The sequence below is a fragment of the Variovorax sp. 54 genome (assembly GCF_002754375.1).
GTDB lineage: Bacteria > Pseudomonadota > Gammaproteobacteria > Burkholderiales > Burkholderiaceae_C > Variovorax.
In genome coordinates this window covers 3583963-3607509 of the sequence record NZ_PEFF01000001.1, presented here as the reverse complement: position 1 = coordinate 3607509, position 23547 = coordinate 3583963, and the positions used below count along the sequence as shown (strand labels likewise).

Here is a 23547-nt window from a genome sequence, read left to right as displayed (position 1 = left end):
CCGGCAGGGGGTTGGAGAAGCGACACGAAGTGCGCGAAGCCTGGGGGCGAGCTTCGTCTACGCGAAGCGGCTGCCGCCCTGCGGCGCTTCGAGCAGCGCGTCGAGGTTGCGCGAGATCTTCTGCTCGATCTGGTCGCTGAAGCTGCTGAACAGAAAACCCAGCGTCGCCTCCAGCCGGAAGGTGTCGGCCGTGACCTCCACCGTGCCGTCGATGCCCGCACGGCTGAACTGGGCCGTGTCGCAGTCTGTGCCTTCGGTGTAGGTGCACTCAAGGCCGTAGTCCTGCTCGACCTGATGCACCCATTGGCGCGCGACTTCGCGGGCGCCGGCAATGCCCAGCGTGTGGTTGCGTTCGATTTGGATGTCAGGCACCGTGGTCTCCGTTGTCTTCGTGTGTGCGGCCTTGGCGCGCGTGGGTGTGCAGGATACCCGTGGCGGCCTGCAACGCATTGCGGCGCTCTTCCGTCGTGGGCAGCGCGGCAATGCGCCGCACCGCAGTGTAAAAGCGCGGCCAGTCGCGGCCCTCGCGTTCGAACAGCGCCTCGAAGCTCGGCACCAGATCGTCGTAGGCGCCCTGCGCACCGAAGGCCGCGTTGTTGGCGCGCGCCACCCAGCCGTCGTAGGCGTTCTGGCGCGGGCCGGTCCAGCCTGCCTTCAGCGCGGCATAGCGCGCGCGGAAGTCGGCCATGGCGGCCTGCTTCTGCGCTTCGACCTTCGTCCAGTCTTTGGCCTTGGCTTCGGGCGATTCGTACACCTGCGTGAGCGCGCGGCGCGTGTTGAGCGCGAGCGCACGGAAGTCCTGCCGCTGCGCATTGAACTGCGCGTACTCGGCGCGCGCCGCCTCGCCGGCTTCGCGCTGCAGCCACATCGCGCCGCCGATGCGCTCGACGGCCGTGGCGTACGACTCGTTGAACACCGTGTCGCCCGACACATAGAGCACCTGGTGCGCCAGCTCGTGGAACACGAGGCGCGCCAGTTCGCCCTCGGGGTAGCCGATGAAGGTCGACAGCAACGGATCGCCGCCGGCCCAGTTCATCCAGCCCAGCGTGGAGTAGGCCGGCACGGGGTACACGGCCACTTCGAGGCCGTTGGTCTTCTGCGCCTCGGCCTCGGTCTTCGCGGCGGCCTCGTCGTAGTAGCCGCGATAACCCACGCAGCCCGCGACCGGAAAGCACCAGCTCTTCAGCGTGAGCGAGTACGGCGGCGCGGCCACCACGTTCCACACGGCGGCGGGGCGATGCAGGTCGGCATACGAGGTGTAGCTGGCGTTGTCGGGCAGGCCGAGTTCGCTCGATGCGAAGCGGCGGATGCGCTGCGCGAGTTCGAGCTTGGCCTTGAGCGGCGCCCCCACGGCCGGGTCGGCCAGCCATTCGGGCACGGGCTTGGCCGCGCGCAGGATGTCGAGGTGGCCGTTGGCCGATTGCCAGTAGTAGCCGAGGTCGGCGCAGCCGGAGAGAAAGAACGCGCCGGCCAATGCCAGCGCAGGCGCACGCAGCCGCCGCATCACGCCTTTTCGACCTGCACCAGGCAGTCGTAGAAGGTCGGGCCGCGGCCGATGTCGGTGAGGCGCTGGCTGGTCAGCTCGTTGACGTTGGTGCCGTCCATTCCGAGCTTGCGCCACCAGATGCCCATGCCATGCACCACGCCGCGGCGCGCGCGGCGCGACACCTCGGCACGGCAGCGGTGCTCGCCGCGCTGGTTGAACACGCGCACCGTGGCGCCGTCCTCGATGCCGCGCGCGGCGGCGTCGTCGGCATGGATCTCGAGCAGCGGCTCGACCTCGATGGCGCGCAGGCTGATCACGTTGACGAAGGTCGAGTTGAGGAAATTGCGCGCCGGCGGCGAGATCATCGCCAGCGGGAATTCGGTCGAACTGCCGGCCGGCTCCCAGTTGGGCACGTGGTCGGGCAGGCCGTCGATGCCCATGGCCTGCAGGCGCTCGCTGAAGAACTCGCAGCGGCCCGAGGGCGTGGGGAACTTGCCTTCGGCGAACGGCGCCTCGGCCAGCTTCAGGCTGGTGAAGCCTTGTGCGCGCAACTGGTCGAAGTCGATCGTGTCGTCGGCGAAGGCGGTGCGGCACAGCGACTCGTCGCTTTCGGCAAAGCAGGGCTCGTCGAACCCCATGCGGCGCGCCAGTTCGCGGAACACCCAGGCGTTGCTGCGGGCCTCGCCGCGCGGCGCAACGGCCGGCTGGTTCAGCAGCACGTCGGTGTGGCCGTAGCTGCAGTGGATGTCCCAGTGCTCCAGCTGCGTGGTGGCGGGCAGCAGGTAGTCGGCGTAGTCGGCGGTGTCGGTGCGGAACTGCTCGAGCACCACGGTGAACAGGTCTTCGCGCGCGAAGCCCGCCACCACCTTGGCCGACTCGGGCGCGACCGCGACCGGGTTGCTGTTGTAGACCACGACGGCCTTCACGGGCTTCGCGGTGTCGAGCAGCGCATCGCCGATGGTGCTCATGTTGATGGTGCGCGGCTTGCGCCCGGCCAGCAGGTCGGGGCGCTGCAGCGCGGCGCGGTCGACCGGGTAGTGGCCCGAGCTGCTGAGCAGCAGGCCGCCCGCGCGGTCGCGCCAGGCCCCGACCAGCGACGGCAGGCAGGCAATGGCGCGTGCCGCGTTGCCGCCGCCGCGCACGCGCTGCATGCCGTAGTTCAGGCGGATCGCGGCCGGCTTGGTCGTGCCGTAGGCCTGGGCCAGCGCCACGATCTGTGCTTCAGGAATGCCGCAGACTTCGGCCGCACGCGACGGCGGCCATTGCAGCGCGCGCTCGCGCAGCTGCTCCCAACCGAGCGTGTGGTTCGCGATGTACTCGTGGTCGAGCCAGCCGTGCACGATGAGCTCGTGCATGAGCGCCAAGGCCAGCGCGGCGTCGGTGCCGGGCAGCAGCGCGATGTGCTCGTCGCACTTGTCGGCGGTTTCGGTCTTGCGCGGGTCGATGCACACCAGCCGCGCGCCGGCACGCTTGGCGGCCTGGGCGTGGCGCCAGAAATGCAGGTTGCTGGCGATGGAGTTGCTGCCCCAGATGAGGATGAGCTTGGCCTCGGCAAAGAACTCGATGCGCATGCCGACCTTGGCACCCAGCGTGTAGACCATGGCTTCGCCGCCCGCCATCGAGCAGATGGTGCGGTCCAGCAGCGAGGCGCCGAGCTTGTGGAAGAAGCGCCGGTCCATCGACTCGCCCTGCACGAGGCCCATGGTGCCCGCATAGCTGTAGGGGAGAATTGCTTCCGGTTCGGCCTGCAAACCCCGAAGATGCGCGGCGATGTCGTCCAATGCCGCCTCCCACGAGACGGGCTCGAAGCGGCCGCTGCCCTTGGGGCCGACGCGTTTCAGGGGCTGTACCAGCCGCTCGGCATGGTCATTGCGTTCGATGTACCGAGACACCTTGGTGCACAGCACGCCGCCGGTGTGCGAGTGGGCGGGGTTGCCCTGCAGCTTCACTGCCACGCCGTCCTTGACGGTGGTGACGAGCGCGCAGGTGTCGGGGCAATCGTGCGGGCAGGCGCCGAGCACCGTGGAGGGTGCGGAGGCGTCGGGCGTGTCGAGGAGGGAATCCGTTGCGTGGGCCATCGGACAAGTCTAAATTGAGTATCAACACACTGGGCAGAGGGAGGATTTCACCATGACGATGCATCTGAATCGCAGGCATTTTTCGATCGCCACGGCGGCCGCCGCCACGCTGGGCGGCTTCGGCATCGCCCGGGCGCAAAGCGAGACGCCGCTGGTGCTGGGCCAGTCGGCGCCGTTCACGGGTCCGGCCGCGCAGCTGGGCATCCAGTTCCACCAGGGCGCCCAGCTGTTCCTGGCGCAGCACAACGCCCAGCCGGGCCTGCGCGACGTGGTCATCAAGAACCTCGACGACGGCTACGAGCCCGACCGCTGCGCGGCCAACACGCAAAAGCTCATCGCCGAAGACGTGTTCGCGCTGTTCGGCTACATCGGCACGCCGACCAGCCTGGCCGCGCTGCCGCTGGCGGTGAAGGACAAGGTGCCGTTCATCGCACCGTTCACGGGCGCGATGTCGCTGCGCGAGCCCTTTCATCGCAACGTGTTCCATCTGCGCGCTTCGTACAACGACGAGACGGCATTGATGGTGAAACAGCTCACCCACCTGGGCATGAAGAAGATCGCGGTCTTCTACCAGAACGACGCCTACGGCAAGGCCGGGCTCGACGGCGTGACGCTGGCGCTGGGCCAGCAGGAACTCAAGCCCGTGGCGCTGGCCACGGTGGAGCGCAACTCGGCCGACGTGGCCGCCGCGGTGAAGACGATCGTGGCGAGCCAGCCGGCGGCGGTGGTCCAGGTCGGCGCCTACAAGGCCTGCGCGGCGTTCATCCGCGAGGCGCGCAAGGCGGGCTACGGCGGCGTGTTCTTCAACCTCTCGTTCGTGGGCACGCAGGCGCTGGCGGACGAGCTGGGCAAGGAGGCGGCGGGCGTGATGGTCACGCAGGTGGTGCCCTCGCCCTACAACCAGGCCAACGCACTGGCGCGCGAGTTCACCGAGGCGGTGCGCAAGGCGGGCGGCGGCGCGAGCGCCAATTTCTCGAGCATGGAAGGCTACCTGGCCGCCAAGGTACTGACCGAGGGCCTGCGCCGCGCACCGGGCGGCAAGGGCACGCGCGACGGGCTGATCGCGGGGCTGGAAAGCATCGAGCGGCAGCAGTTCGGCGGCTTCGAGGTGTCGTTCTCTTCGAAGAGCCATGTGGCTTCGAAGTTTGTCGAGCTGTCGATGCTGACGGGGGATGGGCGGGTGCGGACCTAGTTTTTTCGGCGCTCTTGTCCGGGGCGCGTGCACAGGACACCGGGTACTCCCCTCCGCGAATGTCCTCCGGCCTGCGGCCTCCCCCTTGATTTCGCTGCGGGGAGCACCCAGTGCCCTGAGCACTGGGCACGCGGCTGGGATGTGATCAGGCCGAGAGACCGTCCACCGCCTGGAACATCGCCTGCCGCGCCTGGCTCACGATCTGCCCACGCCAGGCATCGCTGTCCGTGTAGAACGCCTCCACCATGCGCGCGCGGATGCCGTCGGCCAGGTCGGCCGGTGCGTCCGGGTGCTTGTGCAGCCAGTGGTCGGCGCGCAGCGCACCGGTCACTTCGAGCATCGGCAGCGTGCCGTATTCGAGGGCGATGCCGGTGTACTCGGCCTGCGGGCACTCTTCGTACACGGCGTCCCACATCAGCCCGCGCAGCAGCGCCGAGGTCGAGGAGCCGTCGTAGATCGACGTGACGGGCGCGGCGGGCGTGCCCCACCAGGCGTTGGCGCGGGCGTAGGCGACCTTGTCGTCGCGGCAGGCAAAGATGCGCTCGCCCAGGCCGTTGGGGCCGAGGCCTGTGTGCAGGTCGATCCAGGCGAGGCGCTTGGCGTTGCCTGCATGGCGGTGCAGCACGCTGCGGATGGTCTTGTTGCTCCACGTGGGCGCCTTGCCGCCGAAGAACAGGCCGTCGTCGAACTGGTACTGGCCGCTGGTCACCGCCGCCTGGTAGGCCGTGGCACCGTGCTTCTCGATCCACTTGTCGATCGCGGCCTGGTTGTCCGGCGTCGGCGGCCAGGTGTCGGGCAGCAGCAGCGGATGCAGCCTGGCGTAGGGCTCGTTCACCGGCACGGGCTGCGAGAAGTCGAGGAAGTTGCGGTTCAGGTCGACGTTCTCGTGCGTCACGCGGCGGCCGTACGAAAAGCCGTGCGGGTTGAGCGCATGCACGTACAGCACGGCCACGCCCTGCGCCTTGGCCTTCTCGCGCCACTCGGCGTCGTGCAGCGCGAACACCTGCACGCCGCTGCCGCAGTGGCCTTCGACGCCATGGCAGGCGCTGGTGACGACGAGCAGCCGCTCGGCGTTGGCGTCGCCGTCGAGCGCCACGTCCATCGACAGCTCTTCGCCGTCGCGGCCCTTGAGCGGGTGCGCATGCGGTTCGACCGTGAGGCCGGCGCTGACGCAGCCCTGCAGGAACTTCTGGCGCGCTTGGGCGTAGCGCGGCGAAAAGGCCTCGGCGATGCCGATCATGAGACGTTGCCGCCCGGCTTGTTCAGGAACTGCTCGGCGATCTGCACCCAGCAGGTGGCGCCCAGCGGAATAAGGTCGTCGTTGAAGTCGTAGCTCGCGTTGTGCAGCGTGCATGGGCCTTCGCCGTGGTGCACGTCGCGGTGCGCGCCGTCGCCGTTGCCGATGAAGGCGTAGGCGCCGGGCTTGGCCTGCAGCATGAAGGCGAAGTCTTCCGAGGTCATGGCGGCCTCCTGCTTGAGCACGTTCTCGGGACCGACGATCTCGCCCATCACGCGGCGCGCGAAATTGGCCTCGGCCTCGGTGTTGATGGTCGGCGGGTAGTAGCGCTCAAAGCGGAACTCGCAGGTGGCGTCGTGCGCGGCGCAGATGTGCTCGCTGATCTGCTGCATCTTGGCCTCGATCATGTCGAGCACCTCGAGCGAGAAGGTGCGCACGGTGCCCGACAGCTCACAGTTGTCGGGGATCACGTTGTTGGTTTCACCGGCGTGGATGGTGGTGACCGAGATCACCGCCGAATCGGTCGGCTTCATCTTGCGCGTGAGGATGGTCTGGAAGGCCTGCACGATCTCGCAGGCGATCGGCACCGGGTCGATGCCGGTCTGCGGCAGCGCGGCATGGCCACCCTTGCCGACCACGTTCACATGGAACTTGTTGCCCGAGGCCATCACCGGGCCGGGGCTCACGGCGAACTGGCCGGCCTTCATGCCGGGCCAGTTGTGCATGCCGAACACGGCGTCCATGGGGAACTGCTCGAAGAGCCCCTCCTTGATCATCTCGCGCGCGCCGCCGCCGCCTTCTTCGGCCGGCTGGAAGATCAGGTAGACGGTGCCGTCGAAGTTGCGGTTCTTCGACAGGTGCTGCGCTGCAGCGAGGAGCATCGCCGTGTGGCCGTCGTGGCCGCAGGCGTGCATCTTGCCGTGGTGCTGGCTGGCGTGGGCGAAGGTGTTGAGCTCGGTGACGGGCAGCGCGTCCATGTCGGCGCGCAGGCCGACGGCGCGGGTGCTGGTGCCGTTCTTGACGATGCCGACCACGCCCGTGGTGCCCAGGCCGCGGTGGATGGGAATGCCCCACTCGGTGAGCTTGCCTGCCACCACGTCGGCGGTGCGGACTTCTTCGAAACAGAGTTCAGGGTGGGCATGAAGGTCACGCCGGACGGCCGCGATGCCGGCCGCCTGCGTGACGAGCGAGTCGATGAGTTTCATAGGACACAGTCTAGGCTTTGCAAGATGCGCCGCAAAGACCGTGCCGGGCAAACCCTCAGCGGCCGATGCTCTTCAGGTACTCGGTGCGTGCGGCCCGTGCGGTGTCGGTGAAGTCGGTGAAAACACCATCGACGCCGAGCTTGTAATAGACCGCGTATTCGTTCTTGCCGTCCTTGTTGTAGTCGGAGGCCAGCCGGCGCGACTCGTTACGGAACGTGAAAGGGTGAACGAACAGGCCTGCCTTGTGGGCGTCGGCGATCAGCGTGGTGGGGGCCGTCGAAGTGGCGTCGGCGTCGTTGATCTTGCCGTCCTTGTTGACGTCCACCACCTTGCCGTCGGCGCCGACCGTGCCCTTGACGCTCACGATGTAGCGCTTCCAGGGGCCGATGCCGTCGGCATAGGTCTTGATCTCGGCCAGCCCGGCGGGCGTGACCATGACGTCGAAGTTGCGCTTGTCGCCGGCCTTGGTCCACTCGTAGGGGCGGTCGACGGGCACGGCGTAGGTCATGGCGCCGGTCTTCATGTCGATGCCGTCGCCGTCGATCAGCTGGATGAGCTTGGTGTTCAGGCCCTTGCTCTTCATGTACTTGAGGCTGCCGGGCTCGAACGACTGCACGTAGATGGGCGCGGTCTTGCTGTTCCAGCCGGCGGCGTTGATGGCGGCGACGACCTTGTCTTCCATCGGCATGCCCAGGTCGCGGAAGTAGGTCGGGTTCTTGGTTTCCGGGTAGATCGCGATGGTGCGGCCGGTTTCCTTCGACTTGGCCTTGGCGAAATCGATGATCTCCTGGAAGGTCACGATCTTGAACTTGCCGTTGAATTCCTGCGGGCGCTCGGGGTCCGTCGAGATGCCGCCCAGCGTCTTGATCTCGGCCAGCGTGAAGTCGTTGCTGAACCAGCCGGTCTGGGTCTCGCCGTCGACCTGGATGGTCTTCTTGCGCGAGGCAAAGCGTGCGTGCTTGGCCACGTCGGTGCTGATCGCCAGGTTGGGGTCGTGGCGGGCGATGAGCACGCCGTCCTTGGTGGAGACCAGGTCCATCTCGATGACGTCGGCGCCCAGCTCGATGGCGCGGGCATAGGCCTCCAGCGTCTGTTCCGGCAGGTAGCCCGAGGCGCCTCGGTGGGCAATGACCAGCGGCGGCTGGCCGTCCAGCGTGAGCAACTGGTTGGCCGACGGGCCGGTGGTGCCGCAGGCGGCGAGGCTCAGGACGGCCGCGGCGGTCAGGGTGATCTGCAGGGACATGCGCATGTTGTCTTCTCCATCCAAACAAAGAAAAAAGAGGAGGCAGGCTACCCGCTGCGCGTGACAACACCGGTACCCATCTGCGCGCGCGTTCAACTTCCCGGACAATCTGTTGCATGCAGCACACGCTTTCTCCCCAGAGCCTCTTGATGGCGCAAACCTTGGTTCGCATGAACACGGTGAGCGCAAACAGCAACCTCGAGCTGATCGACTTCGCCCAGGCGCACCTCGCCGCCCTCGGCGTGAAGAGCCGCATCACCTACAACGCCGAGCGCACCAAGGCGAACCTGTTCGCCACGCTGGGCGAGGGCAAGCCGGCCGGCGTGATCCTCTCGGGCCACACCGACACGGTGCCCTGGGACGGCCAGGACTGGAGCGTCGACCCGCTGTCGGCCGTGGTGCAGAACGAGCGCCTGTACGGGCGCGGGTCGGCCGACATGAAGAGCTACATCGCGATCGCGCTGGCCAATGCCCAGCGCTTCCTCGAGGGCGACGCACCCTTCGCGGTGCACTTCGCCTTCACGTATGAAGAAGAGATCGGCTGCTTCGGCGTGCGCGAACTCATTGCCGACATGCGCGACGCCGGCATCAAGCCGCTGGCCTGCATCGTGGGCGAGCCCACCAGCATGGTGCCGGCCATCGCGCACAAGGGCGTGTACCGCTACAAGTGCTGCGTGCGCGGCAAGGAAGCGCACTCGTCGCTCACGCCGAAATCGGTCAACGCCATCGAGATGGCCGCACGCGTGATCGGCAAGGTGCGCGACATGGCCGAAGACTTCGAGCGCAGCGAGCCGCGCTACGACGGTTTCGACGTGCCCTTCAGCACCGCCAGCGTGGGCCAGTTCCACGGCGGCATTGCCGACAACGTGGTGCCGCGCGACGCCGAGTTCCGCTACGAATTCCGCGACCTGCCCACGGCCGATGCGAAGCGCATGCAGTCCGACGTGCTGGCCTACGCCGCGAGCATCGAGCCCGCCATGAAGAAGGTGGCGCCCGACGCCGGCTTCAGGTTCGAGACCATCTGCGAGATCCCGAGCTTCCTGGGCGCGGCCGGCGACCCGGTCACGCTGCTCGCGCAGCGCCTGGCCAGCGAAGACCGCACCACGTTGGTGGCCTTCGGCACCGAAGCGGGCCTGTTCAAGAACGCCGGCATCCCCACGGTGGTGTGCGGCCCCGGCAGCATCGAGCAGGCGCACCAGCCCGACGAGTTCGTGAGCCTCGAACAGCTCGCGCGCTGCGAGTTGTTCTTGGAGCGCCTCGCAACTTCGCACAGCATTGGCTGAAGACCCAAGCAGCGCCGCACTGCAGCGCATGAAGCGCATCGCGCTCGGCCTGCTGTGCGCGGCGGCGCTGCTCTATGCCGTGGCGAGCGCGCTGCATTCGCAGCACCCGGCCTGGGGCTATGTGGCCGCTTTTTCCGAGGCCGCAATGGTCGGCGCCATTGCCGACTGGTTCGCGGTGGTGGCGCTGTTTCGCCACCCGCTGGGCCTGCCGATCCCGCACACGGCGATCATCCCGAGCAACAAGGACCGCATCGGCGCCAAGCTCGCGGGCTTCATCTGCGACAACTTCCTGAGCACCGCGCAGGTGCTGGCCAAGCTGCGCCAGTTCGACGCGGCGGGCCGCATCGCCGAGTGGCTGGCCCGGCCCGCCAGTGGCGACAGGCTCGGCGAATGGGGCGTGGCCGCCACGCGCTACGGCCTCACCGCCTTCGACGACGAACGCGTGCGCGACTTCATGGGCCGCGCTGCCGCGGCGGGCCTGGCCAAGATCGACCTCTCGCGCCTCACCGGCCAGGCACTCGACGCGCTCACGGCCGGCGGGCGCCACCAGGCGCTGCTCGACGACGTGCTGCAGCAGGTGGCCGAGCTGCTCGACGGCGAGGAGGTGCAGGCGCACATCACCGAGGGCATCGCGCGCGAGATCAAGACGCTGCGCTACGTCGGCCTGGACCAGGTGGCGGCCAAGCTCGCCACGCGCAAGATCGTGGCCGCCATCGCGCGCACGCTGGCCGAGCTGGCGGCCGAGCCCGACCACCCGATGCGCAAGCGCTTCGACCACTTCGTCGACGACTTCGTGGTGCGCCTGAAGCTCGACCCCGAGTTCCAGCAGCGCGGCGAGCAGATCCGCGCCGAGCTCATCGCGCACCCGGCGCTGGGCGACTACCTGCACGGCCTGTGGGGCGAGCTGCTGGGCTGGCTGCACGACGACCTCGGGCGCCCCGACTCGACGATCCGCCAGCGCATCGCGACGATGGCCGGCGCGCTGGGCCAGCGGCTGCAGAACGACGCGGCGATCCGCGCCTGGATCAACGAGCAGCTCGAAGCCGCCGCGCCGGCCGCCATCGAGCGCTACCGCGAAGACATCCGCCGCTACATCGAGGAGCGCGTGGGCGAGTGGAACGCGCACGAGATGACCGACGAGCTCGAGCGCCACATCGGGCGCGACCTGCAGTTCATCCGCATCAACGGCACGCTGGTGGGTGGGCTCGTGGGGCTGTTGATCCACACGGCGACGCAGCTGCTGCGCGGCTGAACCATCGCGCGGTGCTGCGGGTAATCCGCAGCGGACGAAAGTCCGCGTCTTGTCCCGCGAGCGACTGCGCGGCCTCCTCCGGCTCCTAGACTGCGGGCGCACTGCCGCATCCACAACGCCAACCCAGAGGAGATCGCCATGCCCCGTCGTTCGATCCGCGCAGCCGCGCTGACCGCTGCCCTCGCCCTGCTCGCCGCCTGCAGCTCGCTGTCGCCACCGCCCAAGCGCCCCGCCGCCTGGGCGGCGCCCGAGGTGCTCGTGGCCCCGTCGGCCTTCGCGGGCGTGCACGGCCTGGCCATCGATGCGAAGGGCCGGCTGCTCGCGGGCTCCGTGCTCGGCAACACGCTGTGGGAGGTCGACCGCCAGACCGGCGCCGCCAAGGTGCTGATCGACGCCCCCGAAGGCCAGGCCGACGACATCGCGGTCGGGCCGAAGGGCGAGCTGGCCTGGACCAACTACCTCATGGGCATGCTGCGCTACCGCGAGAACGACAGCGCACCGCTGCGCGTGCTCGCCAAGGACCTGCCCGGCCTGAACTCGCTCGATTTCGATCGCCGCAACGGCAAGCTCTACGCCTCGCAGGTGTTCCTGGGCGATGCGCTGTGGGAAATCGACCGCGAAGGCAAGCAGCCGCCCCGGCTCATCAAGAAGGACATGGGCGGCTTCAACGGCTTCGAGGTCGGGCCCGACGGCCTGCTCTACGGGCCGCTGTGGTTCAAGGGCCAGGTGGTGAAGATCAACCCCGCCGACGGCGCGATGACGGTGATCGCCGACGGCTTCAAGATCCCGGCCGCCGCCAACCTCGACGGCAAGGGCAACCTCTGGGTGGTCGATGCGCGCAGCGGCGAGCTGGTGAAGGTCGATCTTGCGAGCGGCAAGAAGACCGTGGCCAAGCAGCTGCGCCCGTCGCTAGACAACCTGGCCATCGCACCCGACGGGACGATCTACATCTCGAACATGGCCAACAACGAGGTGCAGGCCTTCAACCCCGCCACCGGCGAACTGCGCACGCTTACCAGCGGCAAGGTGGCGGTGCCCGCGGGCCTCAAGATCGACGGCAACGACCTGTGGGTGGCCGACGTCTTCGGCTTCCGGCAGGTCGACGTGCGCACCGGCGAGGTGCGCGACGTGTTCCGCATGCAGCGCGACCCCGACCTCGACTACCCCTTCGCGGTCGGGCTGTCGCCCAAGCTCTTTGCGCTGACCTCGTGGTTCACGGGCTCGGTGCAGCTGGTCGACCGCCAGACCCTGAAGACGGTCGAAACGATCCACGGCCTGAAGGCCCCGTTCGATGCGCTGCCCATGCCCGATGGCAGCGTGATCTACGCCGAACTCGCCACCGGCAGCATCACGCGCGCCAGCGGGCCGAAGTTTGCAGAGAAGTCAGTGCTGGCTAGCGGCCTGAACGGCCCGGTGCAACTGGTGGTCGGCCAGGACGGCGCGCTCTACGTGACCGAGGCGGCCGGCAAGCTGCTGCGCATTCCGCTGGACGCCAGCGCGCCCCTGCGCACCGTGGCCGACGGGCTGGCGCTGCCCGAGGGCCTGGCCCAGACACCGTGGGGCAGCTTCATCGTGGCCGAGAGCGCGGCGCGCCGGCTGGTCGAGATCGACCCGGCCACCGGCACCCGCCGCACGGTCGCCGACAACCTGCCCATCGGCCTGGCGCCCGGGCCCGGCCTGCCACCGCCCTACGTGGTGACGGGCGTGGCCGTGGGCCGCGACGGCACGGTCTACGTATCGGCCGACAAGAACAATTCGATCTATCGAATTCGGCCTGTTATGCAGGGTAACAATTAGTACAAGTTTCTGTTTACTTTTATAAACACATATTACAAACTGGCCGGGACGCTTCGCAGCGTTCCGATCGCATAGGGCAGTCGGGGGTCTGCGAAGCGCTCTTTTCGAAGGGACATCGCATGACTCCGCTCGTCGTAGGCCAGGTGCTATCGCCCGAATATTCCCTGGGGTTGGTGGGACTTTCATTCCTCATTTCCTTCTTCGGCTCGCTCGTGGCCCTGATCTGTGCCGGGCGCATGGTCGGCGCCGACGGCAAGCCCAACCTGGCGATCGTGGCCTGCGCTGCGGTGGCGCTGGGCGGCATCGGCATCTGGTCGATGCACTTCATCGGCATGCTGGCCTACCGGCTGCCCTTCGGCATTTCGTACAACATGCCGCTGACCATCGTGTCGCTGGTGGCGGCCATCCTGATCTCGGGCGTTGCGCTGTACCTGGCGGGCGGACGAAAGAAATTCAGCCGCTCCGGCTGGCTGGCCGGCAGCCTGCTGGCGGGCCTGGGCGTGTGCGTGATGCACTACATGGGCATGTTCGCGATGAACATGCGGGCCACGATGAGCTTCGACCCCGGCATGGTCGCGCTGTCGGTGGTCATCGCCATCACGGCCGCCGCCGCGGCGCTGTGGCTGGCCTTCAACCTGCGCAAGCTGAGCCACCAGGTGGCCGCCGCCGCTGTGATGGGCGTGGCGGTCTGCACCATGCACTACGTGGGCATGAGCGCGGCCAGCATGATCTGCACGGCCGCCGCCCCGATCGACGCGCTCACGCTCGGCGGCAGCTACATGGGCCTCACGGTGTTCGGCACGGCCGGCGCGGTGCTGATCTTCATCTACTGGGTGGTCACGGGCAGCAGCCTCGATGCCGCCCCCGCTGCACAGCAGCGCGTGCGCCCCAGCTAGTTGGCGCAAGCGGGCCGGGGGCCCGCCTCCTACAGTCTGTGCGAACGACACGTTGCGCTTCGCACAGACCCCCATGCCCTTTCTCGACTCCCGGCTGCAGACCGCCGCCGACACCTACCAGGCCAACCGCGCGAGCATGCTGTCGCTGCTGGACCAGGTCCGGTCGCACGAAGCCCGCGCCGTGGCCGCCTCCAGCGCCTCGGCCGAGCGCTTCGCCAAGCGCGGCCAGTTGCTGCCGCGCGAACGCCTCGCCCTGCTGCTCGACACCGGTGCGCCCTTCCTGCCGCTGGCCACGCTCGCGGGCCTGGGCCAGGACAACCCCGACCTCACCAAGAGCGTGCCCGGCGGCGGCCTGATCGCCGGCATCGGCCGCGTGGCGGGCGTGCGCTGCATGATCAGCGCCTCCGATTCCGGCATCGACGCCGGCGCGCTGCAGCCCATGGGGCTGGACAAGCAGCTGCGGCTGCACGAGATCGCGCTGGAGAACAAGCTGCCCTTCATCCAGCTGGTGGAAAGCGCGGGCGCCAACCTCATGCAGTACCGCGTGCAGGACTTCGTGCGCGGCGGCAACATCTTCCGCAACCTCGCGCGGCTCTCGGCCGCGGGGCTGCCGGTGGTGACGGTGACGCACGGCTCGTCGACCGCGGGCGGCGCCTACCAGACGGGCCTGTCGGACTACATCGTGATGGTGCGCGACCGCACGCGGGCCTTCCTGGCCGGGCCGCCGCTCCTGAAGGCCGCCACCGGCGAGATCGCCACCGAGGAAGAACTGGGCGGCGCCGTCATGCACACCCACATCTCGGGCCTGGGCGACTACCTGGCCGAGGACGACCGCGACGCGCTGCGCATCGCACGCGCCATCCTCGGCGGCATCGACTGGGCGCGCGAAGAAGCACCGCGCGCCTTTGCCCCGCCGCGCCACGACGCCGAGGAACTGATGGGCCTCATGCCCGCCGACGGCCGACGGCCGGTGGACATGCGCGAGGTCATCGCGCGCATTGCCGACGGCTCCGAGTTCCTGGCCTTCAGCGAGCACTACGGCAGCGCCACCGTCTGCGGCCACATCCGCCTCGAAGGCCATGCGGTGGGCATCATCACCAACAACGGCCCCATCGATTCCGACGGCGCCACCAAGGCCACGCACTTCATCCAGGCCTGCTGCCAGTCGCGCACGCCCATCGTCTACCTGCAGAACATCACGGGCTACATGGTGGGCCGTGCGCACGAGGAGGCCGGCATCATCAAGCACGGCGCCAAGATGATCCAGGCCGTGACCAACGCCAACGTGCCGCAGATCACGCTGCACTGCGGCGCCTCGTACGGCGCGGGCAACTACGGCATGTGCGGGCGCGGCTTTGCGCCGCGCTTCTGCTTCTCGTGGCCCAACGCACGCACCGCCGTGATGGGCGGCGAGCAGGCCGCGCAGACCATGGCCATCGTGATGGAAGCGGGCATGGCGCGAAAGGGTGCCGTCGACCGCGACAAGATCGACGCGATGCAGCGCCAGATCGTCGAGCGCTTCGACCGCCAGATGAGCGTCTTCACCACCAGCGCGCTGCTGCTCGACGACGGCGTGATCGACCCGCGCGACACGCGCGCCGTGCTGGCCGAGGCGCTCTCGATCTGCCGCGACGCCGAGGCGCGCGCGCCGCAACCCATGCAGTTTTCGGTGGCACGGCCATGAGCGCATTCCAGAAGATCCTGATCGCCAACCGCGGCGAGATTGCCGTGCGCGTGATGCGCACCGCGCGCGCCATGGGCTACCGCACGGTCGCCGTGTACTCCCGCGCGGATGCAGACGCCGAGCACGTGCGCCAGGCCGACGAGTCGGTGTGCATCGGCGAGCCGCTGCCCGCGCAGAGCTACCTGGCCATCGAATCGATCATTGCCGCGGCCCGCGCCAGCGGCGCCGACGCGGTGCATCCGGGCTACGGCTTCCTCGCCGAGAACGCCGCGTTCGCGCAGGCCTGTCGCGACGCGGGGTTCGTCTTCATCGGTCCGTCGCCCGAGGCCATCGTCGCGATGGGCGACAAGGCCGGCGCCAAACGGCTGATGCAGGCCGCCGGCGTGCCGTGCATTCCGGGCTACCAGGGCGACGATCAGAGCACCGCCACGCTGGCCGCCGAGGCCGAACGCATCGGCTGGCCCGTGATGATCAAGGCGACCGCCGGCGGCGGCGGGCGCGGCATGCGGCTCGTGGCTTCGGCCGGCGCCTTCGCCGAGCAGCTGCAGAGTGCGCAGTCCGAAGCGCTCCATGCCTTCGGCGACGCCACCGTGATTCTGGAGCGCGCCATCGTCGCGCCGCGCCACATCGAGATCCAGGTGTTTGCCGACCGGCACGGCCACGCGATCCACCTCGGCGAGCGCGACTGTTCGGTGCAGCGGCGCCACCAGAAGGTGATCGAGGAAGCGCCCTCGCCGGCCGTCGATGCCGCGCTGCGCGCGCGCATGGGCGCCACCGCCGTGGCCGCCGCGAAGGCCATCGCCTACGAAGGCGCGGGCACGCTCGAGTTCCTGCTCGACGCACAGGGCCAGTACTGGTTCATGGAAATGAACACGCGGCTGCAGGTGGAGCACCCCGTGACCGAAGCGGTGACGGGCCTCGACCTCGTCGAGCTGCAGCTGCGCGTGGCCGCCGGCGAGCCGCTGCCGTTGACGCAGGACGACGTGCGCATCGCCGGCCACGCGATCGAGGTGCGGCTGTGTGCCGAAGACCCGCAGCAGGGCTTCCTGCCGCAAAGCGGCACGCTGAGCGCATGGCGCACGTCACCCGCGCTGCGCACCGAGCACGCATTGCGCGACGGCGCCGAAGTGCCGCCCTTCTACGACTCGATGGTCGCCAAGCTCATCGCCTCGGGCCGCACGCGCGACGAAGCGCGGCAGCGGCTGCTGGCGGGCCTGCGCGACACGGTCGCACTCGGCCTGCCGACCAACCAGGCGCTGCTGCAGCGCGCGCTCGCGCACCCGGTGTTCGCCAACGGCGAGGCGACCACCGCGTTCATCGGCGACCACCTCGACGCCCTGCTCGCCGCCGACGTTGCGGCCGACACGCGCGCCGCCCTGCTCGCGGCCTTGCTGCTGCAGACCGGCGCGCGCGGCTGGCCCTCACCGCTGGCGCACACGCTGCCCAACGCGCTGCGCTTCGCGCTCGACGGCGCCGTGCACTCGGCCCGCGTGACGCCGCGCGGCGCGGCGCGCTTCGAGGTCGTGCTGGACGACGCCGCGCCCGTGTCGCTCGCCTTGCTGGCGCTGTCGGACGACGGCCTGCTGCGCTTCGCCTGCGATGGCGTGGCCGCGCAGACGCGGGTCGTGCGGTGCGCCGAACGCGTCGACTTCCATTTCGACGGCCGCGCCTTCCGCCTCGACGACCTCACGCACGTGGCCGTGGCGCGCGCCGACGCAGGCGGCGGCGACGGCCTGCTGCGCGCGTCGATGAACGGCCGCGTGGTCGCGCTGCTGGCTGCCGAGGGCGACACCGTCGCGGCGGGCCAGCCACTGGTCACGCTCGAGGCCATGAAGATGGAACACGTGCATTGCGCACCCCGCGCGGGCCGCGTCGCGGCACTGCATGTGGCCGTGGGTGCGCAGGTCGCTGCGCGCCACATCGTGGCCGAGATCGCCGAGGCCTGATGGCCTCCTTCACTTGCCAGAGCACTTCCCCATGAACGCACCCCACTACCGCTCCGTCTTCGCGCCCGCCCTGTTCGGCGGGCAATGCATCGTCGTCACCGGCGGCGGCTCGGGCATCGGCCGCTGCACCGCGCACGAACTGGCCGCGCTCGGCGCCCACGTGGTGCTGGTCGGACGCAAGCCCGAGAAGCTCGACGCGGTGCGCGCCGAGATCGAAGCGGCCGGCGGCAACGCCAGCACGCAGGCCTTCGACATCCGCCAGGAAGACGCCGTGCGCGAGGCGGTGAAGGCCATCGTCGCGGCGCATGGCCGCATCGACGGGCTGGTCAACAACGCGGGCGGCCAGTACATCACGCCGCTGGCCGCCATCTCGGCCAAGGGCTGGGAGGCGGTGATCCACACCAACCTCACGGGCGGCTTCCTGGTGGCGCGCGAGTGCTACGTGCAGAGCATGCAGGCCCACGGCGGCGCCATCGTCAACATCGTGGCCGACATCTGGGGGTCGATGCCGAACATGGGCCACAGCGGCGCCGCGCGCGCCGGCATGGTGAGCTTCACCGAGACCGCCGCCGCCGAATGGGCCGTGAGCGGCGTGCGCGTGAACGCGGTGGCGCCGGGCTACATCGCCTCCAGCGGCATGGACCACTACCCGTCCGAGGCCGGCGACATGCTGCGCGCCATGCGCAAGACCGTGCCCGCGGGCCGCTTCGGCAACGAGGCCGAGACCTCCGCCGCCATCGCCTTCCTGCTGAGCCCGGCCGCCGCCTTCATCAGCGGCACCGTGCTGCGCGTGGACGGCGCGCGCCCGCAGGCACGCATGGGCTGGCCGATGGAACTGCCCGACGCGCAGGCGCAGCAGCGCCCCGCGGTGCGGCCCTATGACGGCTTTCACCTCGCGCAGACACCGCGCGTGTTCCAGGACAAGTAACGAGCGATCGAACGAACGGACCAACGGAGACCAGTGATGCAGTACACCCATGAACACCTCGAGATGCAGAACACCCTGCGCCGATTCATCGACGAGGAGATCAATCCCCATGTCGACGAATGGGAAGAGGCCGAGATCTTTCCCGCGCACGAGGTCTTCAAGAAGCTCGGCAACCTCGGCCTGCTGGGCCTGAACAAGCCCGAGGCCTTCGGCGGCGCCGGGCTCGACTATTCGTATGCCATGGCCTTCGCCGAGGGGCTGGGCCACATCAGCTGCGGCGGCGTGCCGATGGCCATCGGCGTGCAGACCGACATGTGCACGCCCGCGCTCGCGCGCTTCGGCAGCGACGAGCTGCGCCGTGAGTTCCTGGTGCCCGCCATCGCGGGCGACACGGTCGGTTGCATCGGCGTGAGCGAGCCCGGCGCGGGCAGCGACGTGGCGGGCCTGAAGACCCACGCGCGCAAGGACGGCGACGACTACCTCATCAGCGGCCAGAAGATGTGGATCACCAACAGCCTGCAGGCCGACTGGATGTGCATGCTGGTCAACACCAGCGACGGGCCCGTGCACCGCAACAAGTCGCTCGTGATGGTGCCGATGAACCTGCCCGGCATCGAGAAGGCCAAGAAGATCCGCAAGATCGGCATGGACTCGAGCGACACCGGCCTCATCTACTTCGACAACGTGCGCGTGCCGCAGCGCTACCGCATCGGCGAAGAGGGCCAGGGCTTCGTCTACCAGATGCAGCAGTTCCAGGAAGAGCGGCTGTGGTGCGCCGCCAGTTCGCTCGCGCCGATGGACGACTGCATCCAGCAGACCATCGAATGGGCGCAGCAGCGCCAGATGTTCGGCGCCACGCTGGCCGACCAGCAGTGGGTGCAGTTCAAGCTGGCCGAACTCAAGACCGAGGTGGAAGCGCTGCGCGCCCTCACCTACCGCGCCTGCGACCTGCATGTGAAGGGCGAGGACGTGCTCGAACTCGCGTCGATGGCCAAGCTCAAGACCGGCCGCCTCACGCGCCAGGTGGCCGACACCTGTCTGCAGTTCTGGGGCGGCATGGGCTTCACGCTGGAGAACCGCGTGGCGCGCCTGTACCGCGACGGCCGCCTGGGCTCCATCGGTGGCGGCGCCGACGAGGTGATGCTCGGCATCCTCGCCAAGACCATGGGCATCGCCAAGCGCCCGCCGCGCGGCTGACCGGGCACACCATGGACGCGGAACTGCAGGCCGACCGCGCGGCGCTCGCCGACACGGTGCGGCGCTTCGCCCAGGCCGAGATCGCACCCAACGTGCAGGCCTGGGACGAGGCCGGCGAATTTCCGCGCGCGCTGTATGCCCGCGCGGCCGAACTGGGCCTGCTGGGCCTGGGCTACCCGGAAGCACTCGGCGGCACACTCGCCTCCTATGCGCTGAAGCTGCCGGCTTGGGTCGCGCTCGCGCGCCACGGCCAGAGTGGCGGCGTGCTCGCGAGCCTGTTCTCGCACAACATCGGCCTCCCGCCCGTGGTGCTGCACGCAAGCGACGCCGTGCGCCACGAGGTTGTGCCCGCGGTGCTGCGCGGCGAGAAGATCGCCGCGCTCGCGATCACCGAACCCGGCGGCGGCTCCGACGTGGCCGCAGTGCGCACCACAGCCAAGCGCGATGGCGACCACTACGTGCTCAACGGCGAGAAGACCTTCATCACCTCGGGCATGCGCGCCGACTGGATCACCGTGGCCGTGCGCACCGGCGAAGGCCGCGGCGCGGGTGGGCTCTCGATGCTGCTGGTGCCCGGCGACGCGCCCGGCCTTTCGCGCACGCGGCTCGCGAAGATGGGTTGGCTGTGCTCCGACACCGCCACGCTGCACTTCGACAACGTGCGCGTGCCCGCACGCTACCTGCTCGGCGAAGAGGGCGCGGGTTTTCGCATGGTCATGGGCAACTTCAACGGCGAGCGCGTCGGGCTCGCGGCCGGCGCGCTGGGCTTTGCGCAGGCCTGCCTCGACGAGGCGCTGGCCTGGTCGCGCGAGCGCAAGACCTTCGGCGCCGCGCTCATCGAGCACCAGGCGGTGCGCCACAAGCTGGTCGACATGCAGATGCGCATCGCCTCGACCGAAGCCTGGCTCGAGGCCGTGTCCGCCGAGGGCGACGCCCACGAAGCAGCGGGCCGCATCAACGCGCCCGAGTGGGTGGCACAGGTCTGCCTGCTCAAGAACCACGCCACGCAGACCATGCAGTTCTGCGCCGACCAGGCCGTGCAGATCCTCGGCGGCATGGGCTTCATGCGCGGCACGGTGAGCGAGCGCGTCTACCGCGAGGTCAAGGTGATGATGATCGGCGGCGGGGCCGAAGAGATCATGAAGGAGCTGGCGGCGCGGCAGCTGGGGTGGGTGTAGCGGCGCGCCTGTTTACCATCGGCGGGCCCTTCACCCTCACCGACGCCACATGAACCTCCGACACGGCCTCGCGGCACTGGCCGCCACCTTCTGCACCGTCGCCCTCGCACAAGACCAGCCCGCGCGCGAACCGATGCCGCGGGAAGACCTGCAGTCGCTGGCCGCCACCTACCAGCTGCTGCGCGACGCGTACGTGAAGCCGCTCAGCGGCGAAGAGATTCTTCAGGCGGCCTTGCGCGGCATGGTCCGCGAGATCGACCCCGAGGGCGGGCAGTTCCTCATGAAGGAAGACCTGGCCGACCTGGCACCGCCGGCGAACTACACGGGCGGGGCCGTGGGGCTGGAGATGATCGCGCGCAACGGCGAAGTCGCCGTGATCTCGCCCATCGTGGACAGTCCGGCCGAGAAGGCCGGCATTCGCCCCAACGACGTGCTGCTCGCCATCGACGGCACGCCCATCAAGGGCAACCTCACCCTCGCGTTCAAGATGCTGCGCGGCCCGCTCGGCAGCAGCGTGGCGCTGACGATGCGGCGCCCGGGCGTCGAGGCACCCCACGAGTTCAAGGTGGAGCGACAGAACGTACAGGGCGCGATCGTGCGCGTGTCGACGGCGGCGCCAGGCATCGCGGTGCTTCGCATCACCGCCTTCAAGGACAACACGCTGGACCAGGTCGCCCGCGAACTCGAAGCCCAATGGCGCCGGCAGCCGTTCAAGGGGGTGGTGCTCGATCTGCGGCGCAACCCGGGCGGGCGGCTCGATACCGCGGTCGGCGTCGCGGCGCTGTTCCTGCCGGCCCGCCGCACGGTGGTGGTGAAGACCCAGGGCCGCCGCCTCGAATCGAACTCCGTCTACCTGTCCGACCCGCCCTACTACGCGCGCAACACAGACCCGTTCGCGGCGGTGCCGCCGGAGATCCGGACGCTTCCGCTGGTCGTGCTCGTCGACGAGGGCACGGCGTCCGGCGCGGAGATCGTGACGGCGGCCTTGCGCGACCACCGCCGCGCGCGCATCGTGGGCCGCAAGACCTTCGGCCGCACGAGCATCCAGACCGTCACGCCGCTGGGCCCTGAACGCGCGGTGCGCTACACCTCCGCGTACTGGTTTCCGCCGTCGGGTGAAACGCTGGACAAGATCGGCATCACGCCCGACCGGCTCGTGGAGGCCGTGGACTTTCAGCGCGAGCTCGACGAGGCCGTTGCCGAGCTGCGCACGAAGCTTCAGTGATCTGTCTTCGGCGGCGTTGAGGTTTCGGCGGCCTTCGCCACCGCCGCGCGCAGCTTGTCCTTCTTGCTCGGCCGTGTGCCCTTGATGCCGCCGTTGCCCGAGGTGTCGACCACCGTCGGCGCGACCTCGGTCGGCTCGAAGCCCTCGATGCGCTCGCGCGGCACGCGCAGGCCCTGGCGCTTCTCGATCAGGCGGAAGTGCGCCTCGGTCGCAGCGCTCACGAAGCTGATCGCCAGCCCGCTCGCGCCCGCGCGGCCGGTGCGGCCGATGCGGTGGATGTAGTCGGTCGGCGAGCGCGGCAGGTCGTAGTTGATGACCACGGGCAGCTGGGCAATGTCCAGGCCGCGCGCGGCAAGGTCGGTGGCGATCACCACGTCCCAGCGGCTCTGCTTGAACTGCGCCAGGATGTCGCTGCGCGTGCCCTGCGCAATGTCGCCGTGGAAGGGCACGGCGTAGATGCCGTTCTTGTAGAGCTTCTCGGCCACAGTCTGCGCCGCGTGCTGCGTGGCGACGAAGACGAGCACGCGGTCCCACGTGCCTTCGTTCTCTTTCAGCAACTGGCGCAGCAGCTGGGTGCGGCGGTTGGCGTCGACCTCGATGGCGCGCTGCACGATGTCGGGCGCCGTGCCGGGCTCGCCCTGCACATCGACCAGCACCGGGTCGCGCAGCACGGCGTCGGCCAGCGCCTGGATGGCCGTGGGGAAGGTGGCGGAGAACAGCAGGTTCTGGCGCTGCTTCGGCAGCAGCGCGAGGATGCGGCCCAGCTCCTCGGCAAAGCCCAGGTCGAACAGGCGGTCGGCCTCGTCGAGCACGAGCATCGACACGGCGTCGAGCGCGAGCGCGTTGTGCTCCACCAGGTCGAGCAGCCGGCCCGGCGTGGCGATCACGATGTCGGCGCCGCCGCGCAGGCGCATCATTTGCGGGTTGATCGAGACGCCGCCGACCGCGACGACGATCTTCAGGCGCTCGGGCAGGTGGCGGGCGAAGTCTTCCAGCGTCTCGCCGACCTGGGCCGCGAGTTCGCGCGTGGGCACGAGCACCAGCGCACGCAGCCGGCGCGCGGTGGACGAGGTGGACGACGCAGGCTCGGCGGCCAGGCGCTGCAGCAGCGGCAGGGAAAATGCGGCCGTCTTGCCGGAGCCGGTCTGTGCCGAGCCCCGCAGGTCGCGGCCCTGCAAAATTGCAGGGATGGCCGCCGCCTGGATGGCGGTCGGCGCGGCAAAGCCGCTCGCGGCGGCCGCTTGCGCGAGCGCGGGGGTCAGGCCCAGGGTATCGAATGGCATGGAACGGGCACCGGGAAAAAAGAGAGATCGAAAGAAAGACGAAAGACGGATCGCATGGGAACGATGAAGAACCAACGCACCGGCAGCACGCTGGTGTACTCCACCGAGGCGGGCGGGCGCATGTGCCCCGACTGCGGCGCCCCGGTGGCGCAATGCCGCTGCAAGGAACTCGCGAAGGCGCAAACGGCGGCCACGGACGGCATTGTCCGCGTATCGCACGAGACCAAGGGCCGAAAGGGCAAGGGCGTGACCGTCGTCAAGGGCCTGCCGCTCGACGCGGCGGCGCTGGCGGCCGTGGGCAAGCAGCTCAAAGCGGCCTGCGGCACCGGCGGCACGGTGAAGGACGGCACCGTCGAGATCCAGGGCGATCACCGCGAGGTGGTGATCGCCGCCCTCGTGAAGCAGGGCCACACGGTCAAGCGCGCGGGAGGCTGAGC

At 69.3% G+C, this 23547-nt stretch carries 19 protein-coding genes; 12 read left to right on the top strand and 7 right to left on the bottom strand.

The genetic code is table 11. From position 1 onward, the window contains the following. Positions 1–57: 57 nt before the first annotated feature. From CLU95_RS16765 to CLU95_RS16755, 3 genes are read right to left on the bottom strand one after another with little or no spacing between them, the layout of a single operon-like run. Positions 58–372, bottom strand: a complete 315-nt coding sequence (locus CLU95_RS16765; RefSeq protein ID WP_099794660.1) for a polyhydroxyalkanoic acid system family protein — start codon at positions 370–372, stop codon at positions 58–60. Next, positions 365–1504, bottom strand: coding sequence for an aminopeptidase (locus CLU95_RS16760; protein ID WP_099794659.1), 1140 nt, complete (start codon positions 1502–1504; stop codon positions 365–367). Before CLU95_RS16760 ends, CLU95_RS16765 begins: the two co-directional genes overlap by 8 nt. Further along, positions 1504–3564, bottom strand: a complete 2061-nt coding sequence (locus CLU95_RS16755) for a molybdopterin-containing oxidoreductase family protein (RefSeq protein WP_099794658.1) — start codon at positions 3562–3564, stop codon at positions 1504–1506. The genes CLU95_RS16760 and CLU95_RS16755 overlap by 1 nt, the downstream gene beginning before the upstream one ends. Before the next feature lie 58 nt (positions 3565–3622). Here CLU95_RS16755 and CLU95_RS16750 point away from each other — a divergent pair, with 58 nt between their 5' ends. Next, the gene (locus CLU95_RS16750) at positions 3623–4756 is read left to right on the top strand and encodes an ABC transporter substrate-binding protein (protein ID WP_099797347.1); all 1134 of its coding nucleotides are present in this window, start codon (positions 3623–3625) and stop codon (positions 4754–4756) included. Between the two features lie 145 nt (positions 4757–4901). On the opposite strand, the gene CLU95_RS16745 is transcribed toward CLU95_RS16750, so the two are convergent. The 3 genes from CLU95_RS16745 to CLU95_RS16735 are packed head-to-tail and all read right to left on the bottom strand — an operon-like array spanning position 4902 to position 8447. Continuing rightward, positions 4902–5996 (bottom strand): M14 family metallopeptidase, encoded by a 1095-nt coding sequence (locus CLU95_RS16745; RefSeq protein ID WP_099794657.1) that lies wholly within the window; start codon positions 5994–5996, stop codon positions 4902–4904. Beyond that, positions 5993–7198 carry a M20 aminoacylase family protein gene (locus CLU95_RS16740; protein WP_099794656.1) on the bottom strand — a complete coding sequence of 402 codons (1206 nt, stop codon included), beginning with the start codon at positions 7196–7198 and terminating at the stop codon, positions 5993–5995. Before CLU95_RS16740 ends, CLU95_RS16745 begins: the two co-directional genes overlap by 4 nt. 55 nt (positions 7199–7253) lie before the next feature. Beyond that, positions 7254–8447, bottom strand: a complete 1194-nt coding sequence (locus CLU95_RS16735; protein WP_099794655.1) for a glycerophosphodiester phosphodiesterase — start codon at positions 8445–8447, stop codon at positions 7254–7256. Positions 8448–8557: 110 nt separating this feature from the next. Between CLU95_RS16735 and argE the strand changes: the two genes are divergently transcribed. From argE to CLU95_RS16685, 10 genes are all read left to right on the top strand, one after another. Beyond that, complete coding sequence (gene argE, locus CLU95_RS16730) at positions 8558–9724, top strand: acetylornithine deacetylase (RefSeq protein ID WP_099794654.1); 1167 nt, start codon at positions 8558–8560, stop codon at positions 9722–9724. Beyond that, a complete protein-coding gene (locus CLU95_RS16725; RefSeq protein WP_257214643.1) occupies positions 9717–10976 on the top strand; it encodes a DUF445 domain-containing protein in 1260 nt (419 codons plus the stop codon). Before argE ends, CLU95_RS16725 begins: the two co-directional genes overlap by 8 nt. Before the next feature lie 138 nt (positions 10977–11114). Then, the gene (locus CLU95_RS16720; protein WP_099794652.1) at positions 11115–12773 is read left to right on the top strand and encodes a hypothetical protein; all 1659 of its coding nucleotides are present in this window, start codon (positions 11115–11117) and stop codon (positions 12771–12773) included. A gap of 119 nt (positions 12774–12892) precedes the next feature. Continuing rightward, complete coding sequence (locus CLU95_RS16715) at positions 12893–13669, top strand: MHYT domain-containing protein (protein ID WP_099794651.1); 777 nt, start codon at positions 12893–12895, stop codon at positions 13667–13669. A gap of 73 nt (positions 13670–13742) precedes the next feature. Then, entirely contained in the window at positions 13743–15353 is a 1611-nt protein-coding gene (locus CLU95_RS16710) for an acyl-CoA carboxylase subunit beta (protein WP_099794650.1), read from the top strand. Continuing rightward, positions 15350–17299 carry an acetyl/propionyl/methylcrotonyl-CoA carboxylase subunit alpha gene (locus CLU95_RS16705; RefSeq protein ID WP_099794649.1) on the top strand — a complete coding sequence of 650 codons (1950 nt, stop codon included), beginning with the start codon at positions 15350–15352 and terminating at the stop codon, positions 17297–17299. The genes CLU95_RS16710 and CLU95_RS16705 overlap by 4 nt, the downstream gene beginning before the upstream one ends. A 31-nt stretch (positions 17300–17330) precedes the next feature. After that, positions 17331–18227, top strand: a complete 897-nt coding sequence (locus CLU95_RS16700) for an SDR family oxidoreductase (protein WP_099794648.1) — start codon at positions 17331–17333, stop codon at positions 18225–18227. Between the two features lie 36 nt (positions 18228–18263). Beyond that, positions 18264–19424, top strand: coding sequence for an acyl-CoA dehydrogenase family protein (locus tag CLU95_RS16695; RefSeq protein WP_099794647.1), 1161 nt, complete (start codon positions 18264–18266; stop codon positions 19422–19424). 11 nt (positions 19425–19435) lie between these two features. Beyond that, positions 19436–20602, top strand: a complete 1167-nt coding sequence (locus CLU95_RS16690) for an acyl-CoA dehydrogenase family protein (protein WP_099794646.1) — start codon at positions 19436–19438, stop codon at positions 20600–20602. Positions 20603–20651: 49 nt separating this feature from the next. Further along, positions 20652–21827 (top strand): S41 family peptidase, encoded by a 1176-nt coding sequence (locus CLU95_RS16685; protein WP_099794645.1) that lies wholly within the window; start codon positions 20652–20654, stop codon positions 21825–21827. Here CLU95_RS16685 and CLU95_RS16680 read toward each other — a convergent pair. After that, positions 21821–23110, bottom strand: coding sequence for a DEAD/DEAH box helicase (locus CLU95_RS16680; protein ID WP_099794644.1), 1290 nt, complete (start codon positions 23108–23110; stop codon positions 21821–21823). The genes CLU95_RS16685 and CLU95_RS16680 overlap by 7 nt on opposite strands. A 54-nt stretch (positions 23111–23164) precedes the next feature. Here CLU95_RS16680 and CLU95_RS16675 point away from each other — a divergent pair, with 54 nt between their 5' ends. Beyond that, positions 23165–23545 (top strand): translation initiation factor Sui1, encoded by a 381-nt coding sequence (locus CLU95_RS16675; RefSeq protein ID WP_099794643.1) that lies wholly within the window; start codon positions 23165–23167, stop codon positions 23543–23545. Positions 23546–23547 lie beyond the last annotated feature (2 nt).

Bases quoted from the DNA above. Each gene is read 5' to 3' on its own strand.
- CLU95_RS16760 (WP_099794659.1), bottom strand. From the start codon at position 1,504: ATGCGGCGGCTGCGTGCGCCTGCGCTGGCATTGGCCGGCGCGTTCTTT.
- CLU95_RS16755 (WP_099794658.1), bottom strand. From the start codon at position 3,564: ATGGCCCACGCAACGGATTCCCTCCTCGACACGCCCGACGCCTCCGCA.
- CLU95_RS16750 (WP_099797347.1), top strand. From the start codon at position 3,623: ATGCATCTGAATCGCAGGCATTTTTCGATCGCCACGGCGGCCGCCGCC.
- CLU95_RS16745 (WP_099794657.1), bottom strand. From the start codon at position 5,996: ATGATCGGCATCGCCGAGGCCTTTTCGCCGCGCTACGCCCAAGCGCGC.
- CLU95_RS16740 (WP_099794656.1), bottom strand. From the start codon at position 7,198: ATGAAACTCATCGACTCGCTCGTCACGCAGGCGGCCGGCATCGCGGCC.
- CLU95_RS16735 (WP_099794655.1), bottom strand. From the start codon at position 8,447: ATGCGCATGTCCCTGCAGATCACCCTGACCGCCGCGGCCGTCCTGAGC.
- argE (WP_099794654.1), top strand. From the start codon at position 8,558: ATGCAGCACACGCTTTCTCCCCAGAGCCTCTTGATGGCGCAAACCTTG.
- CLU95_RS16720 (WP_099794652.1), top strand. From the start codon at position 11,115: ATGCCCCGTCGTTCGATCCGCGCAGCCGCGCTGACCGCTGCCCTCGCC.
- CLU95_RS16715 (WP_099794651.1), top strand. From the start codon at position 12,893: ATGACTCCGCTCGTCGTAGGCCAGGTGCTATCGCCCGAATATTCCCTG.
- CLU95_RS16710 (WP_099794650.1), top strand. From the start codon at position 13,743: ATGCCCTTTCTCGACTCCCGGCTGCAGACCGCCGCCGACACCTACCAG.
- CLU95_RS16705 (WP_099794649.1), top strand. From the start codon at position 15,350: ATGAGCGCATTCCAGAAGATCCTGATCGCCAACCGCGGCGAGATTGCC.
- CLU95_RS16700 (WP_099794648.1), top strand. From the start codon at position 17,331: ATGAACGCACCCCACTACCGCTCCGTCTTCGCGCCCGCCCTGTTCGGC.
- CLU95_RS16695 (WP_099794647.1), top strand. From the start codon at position 18,264: ATGCAGTACACCCATGAACACCTCGAGATGCAGAACACCCTGCGCCGA.
- CLU95_RS16690 (WP_099794646.1), top strand. From the start codon at position 19,436: ATGGACGCGGAACTGCAGGCCGACCGCGCGGCGCTCGCCGACACGGTG.
- CLU95_RS16685 (WP_099794645.1), top strand. From the start codon at position 20,652: ATGAACCTCCGACACGGCCTCGCGGCACTGGCCGCCACCTTCTGCACC.
- CLU95_RS16680 (WP_099794644.1), bottom strand. From the start codon at position 23,110: ATGCCATTCGATACCCTGGGCCTGACCCCCGCGCTCGCGCAAGCGGCC.
- CLU95_RS16675 (WP_099794643.1), top strand. From the start codon at position 23,165: ATGGGAACGATGAAGAACCAACGCACCGGCAGCACGCTGGTGTACTCC.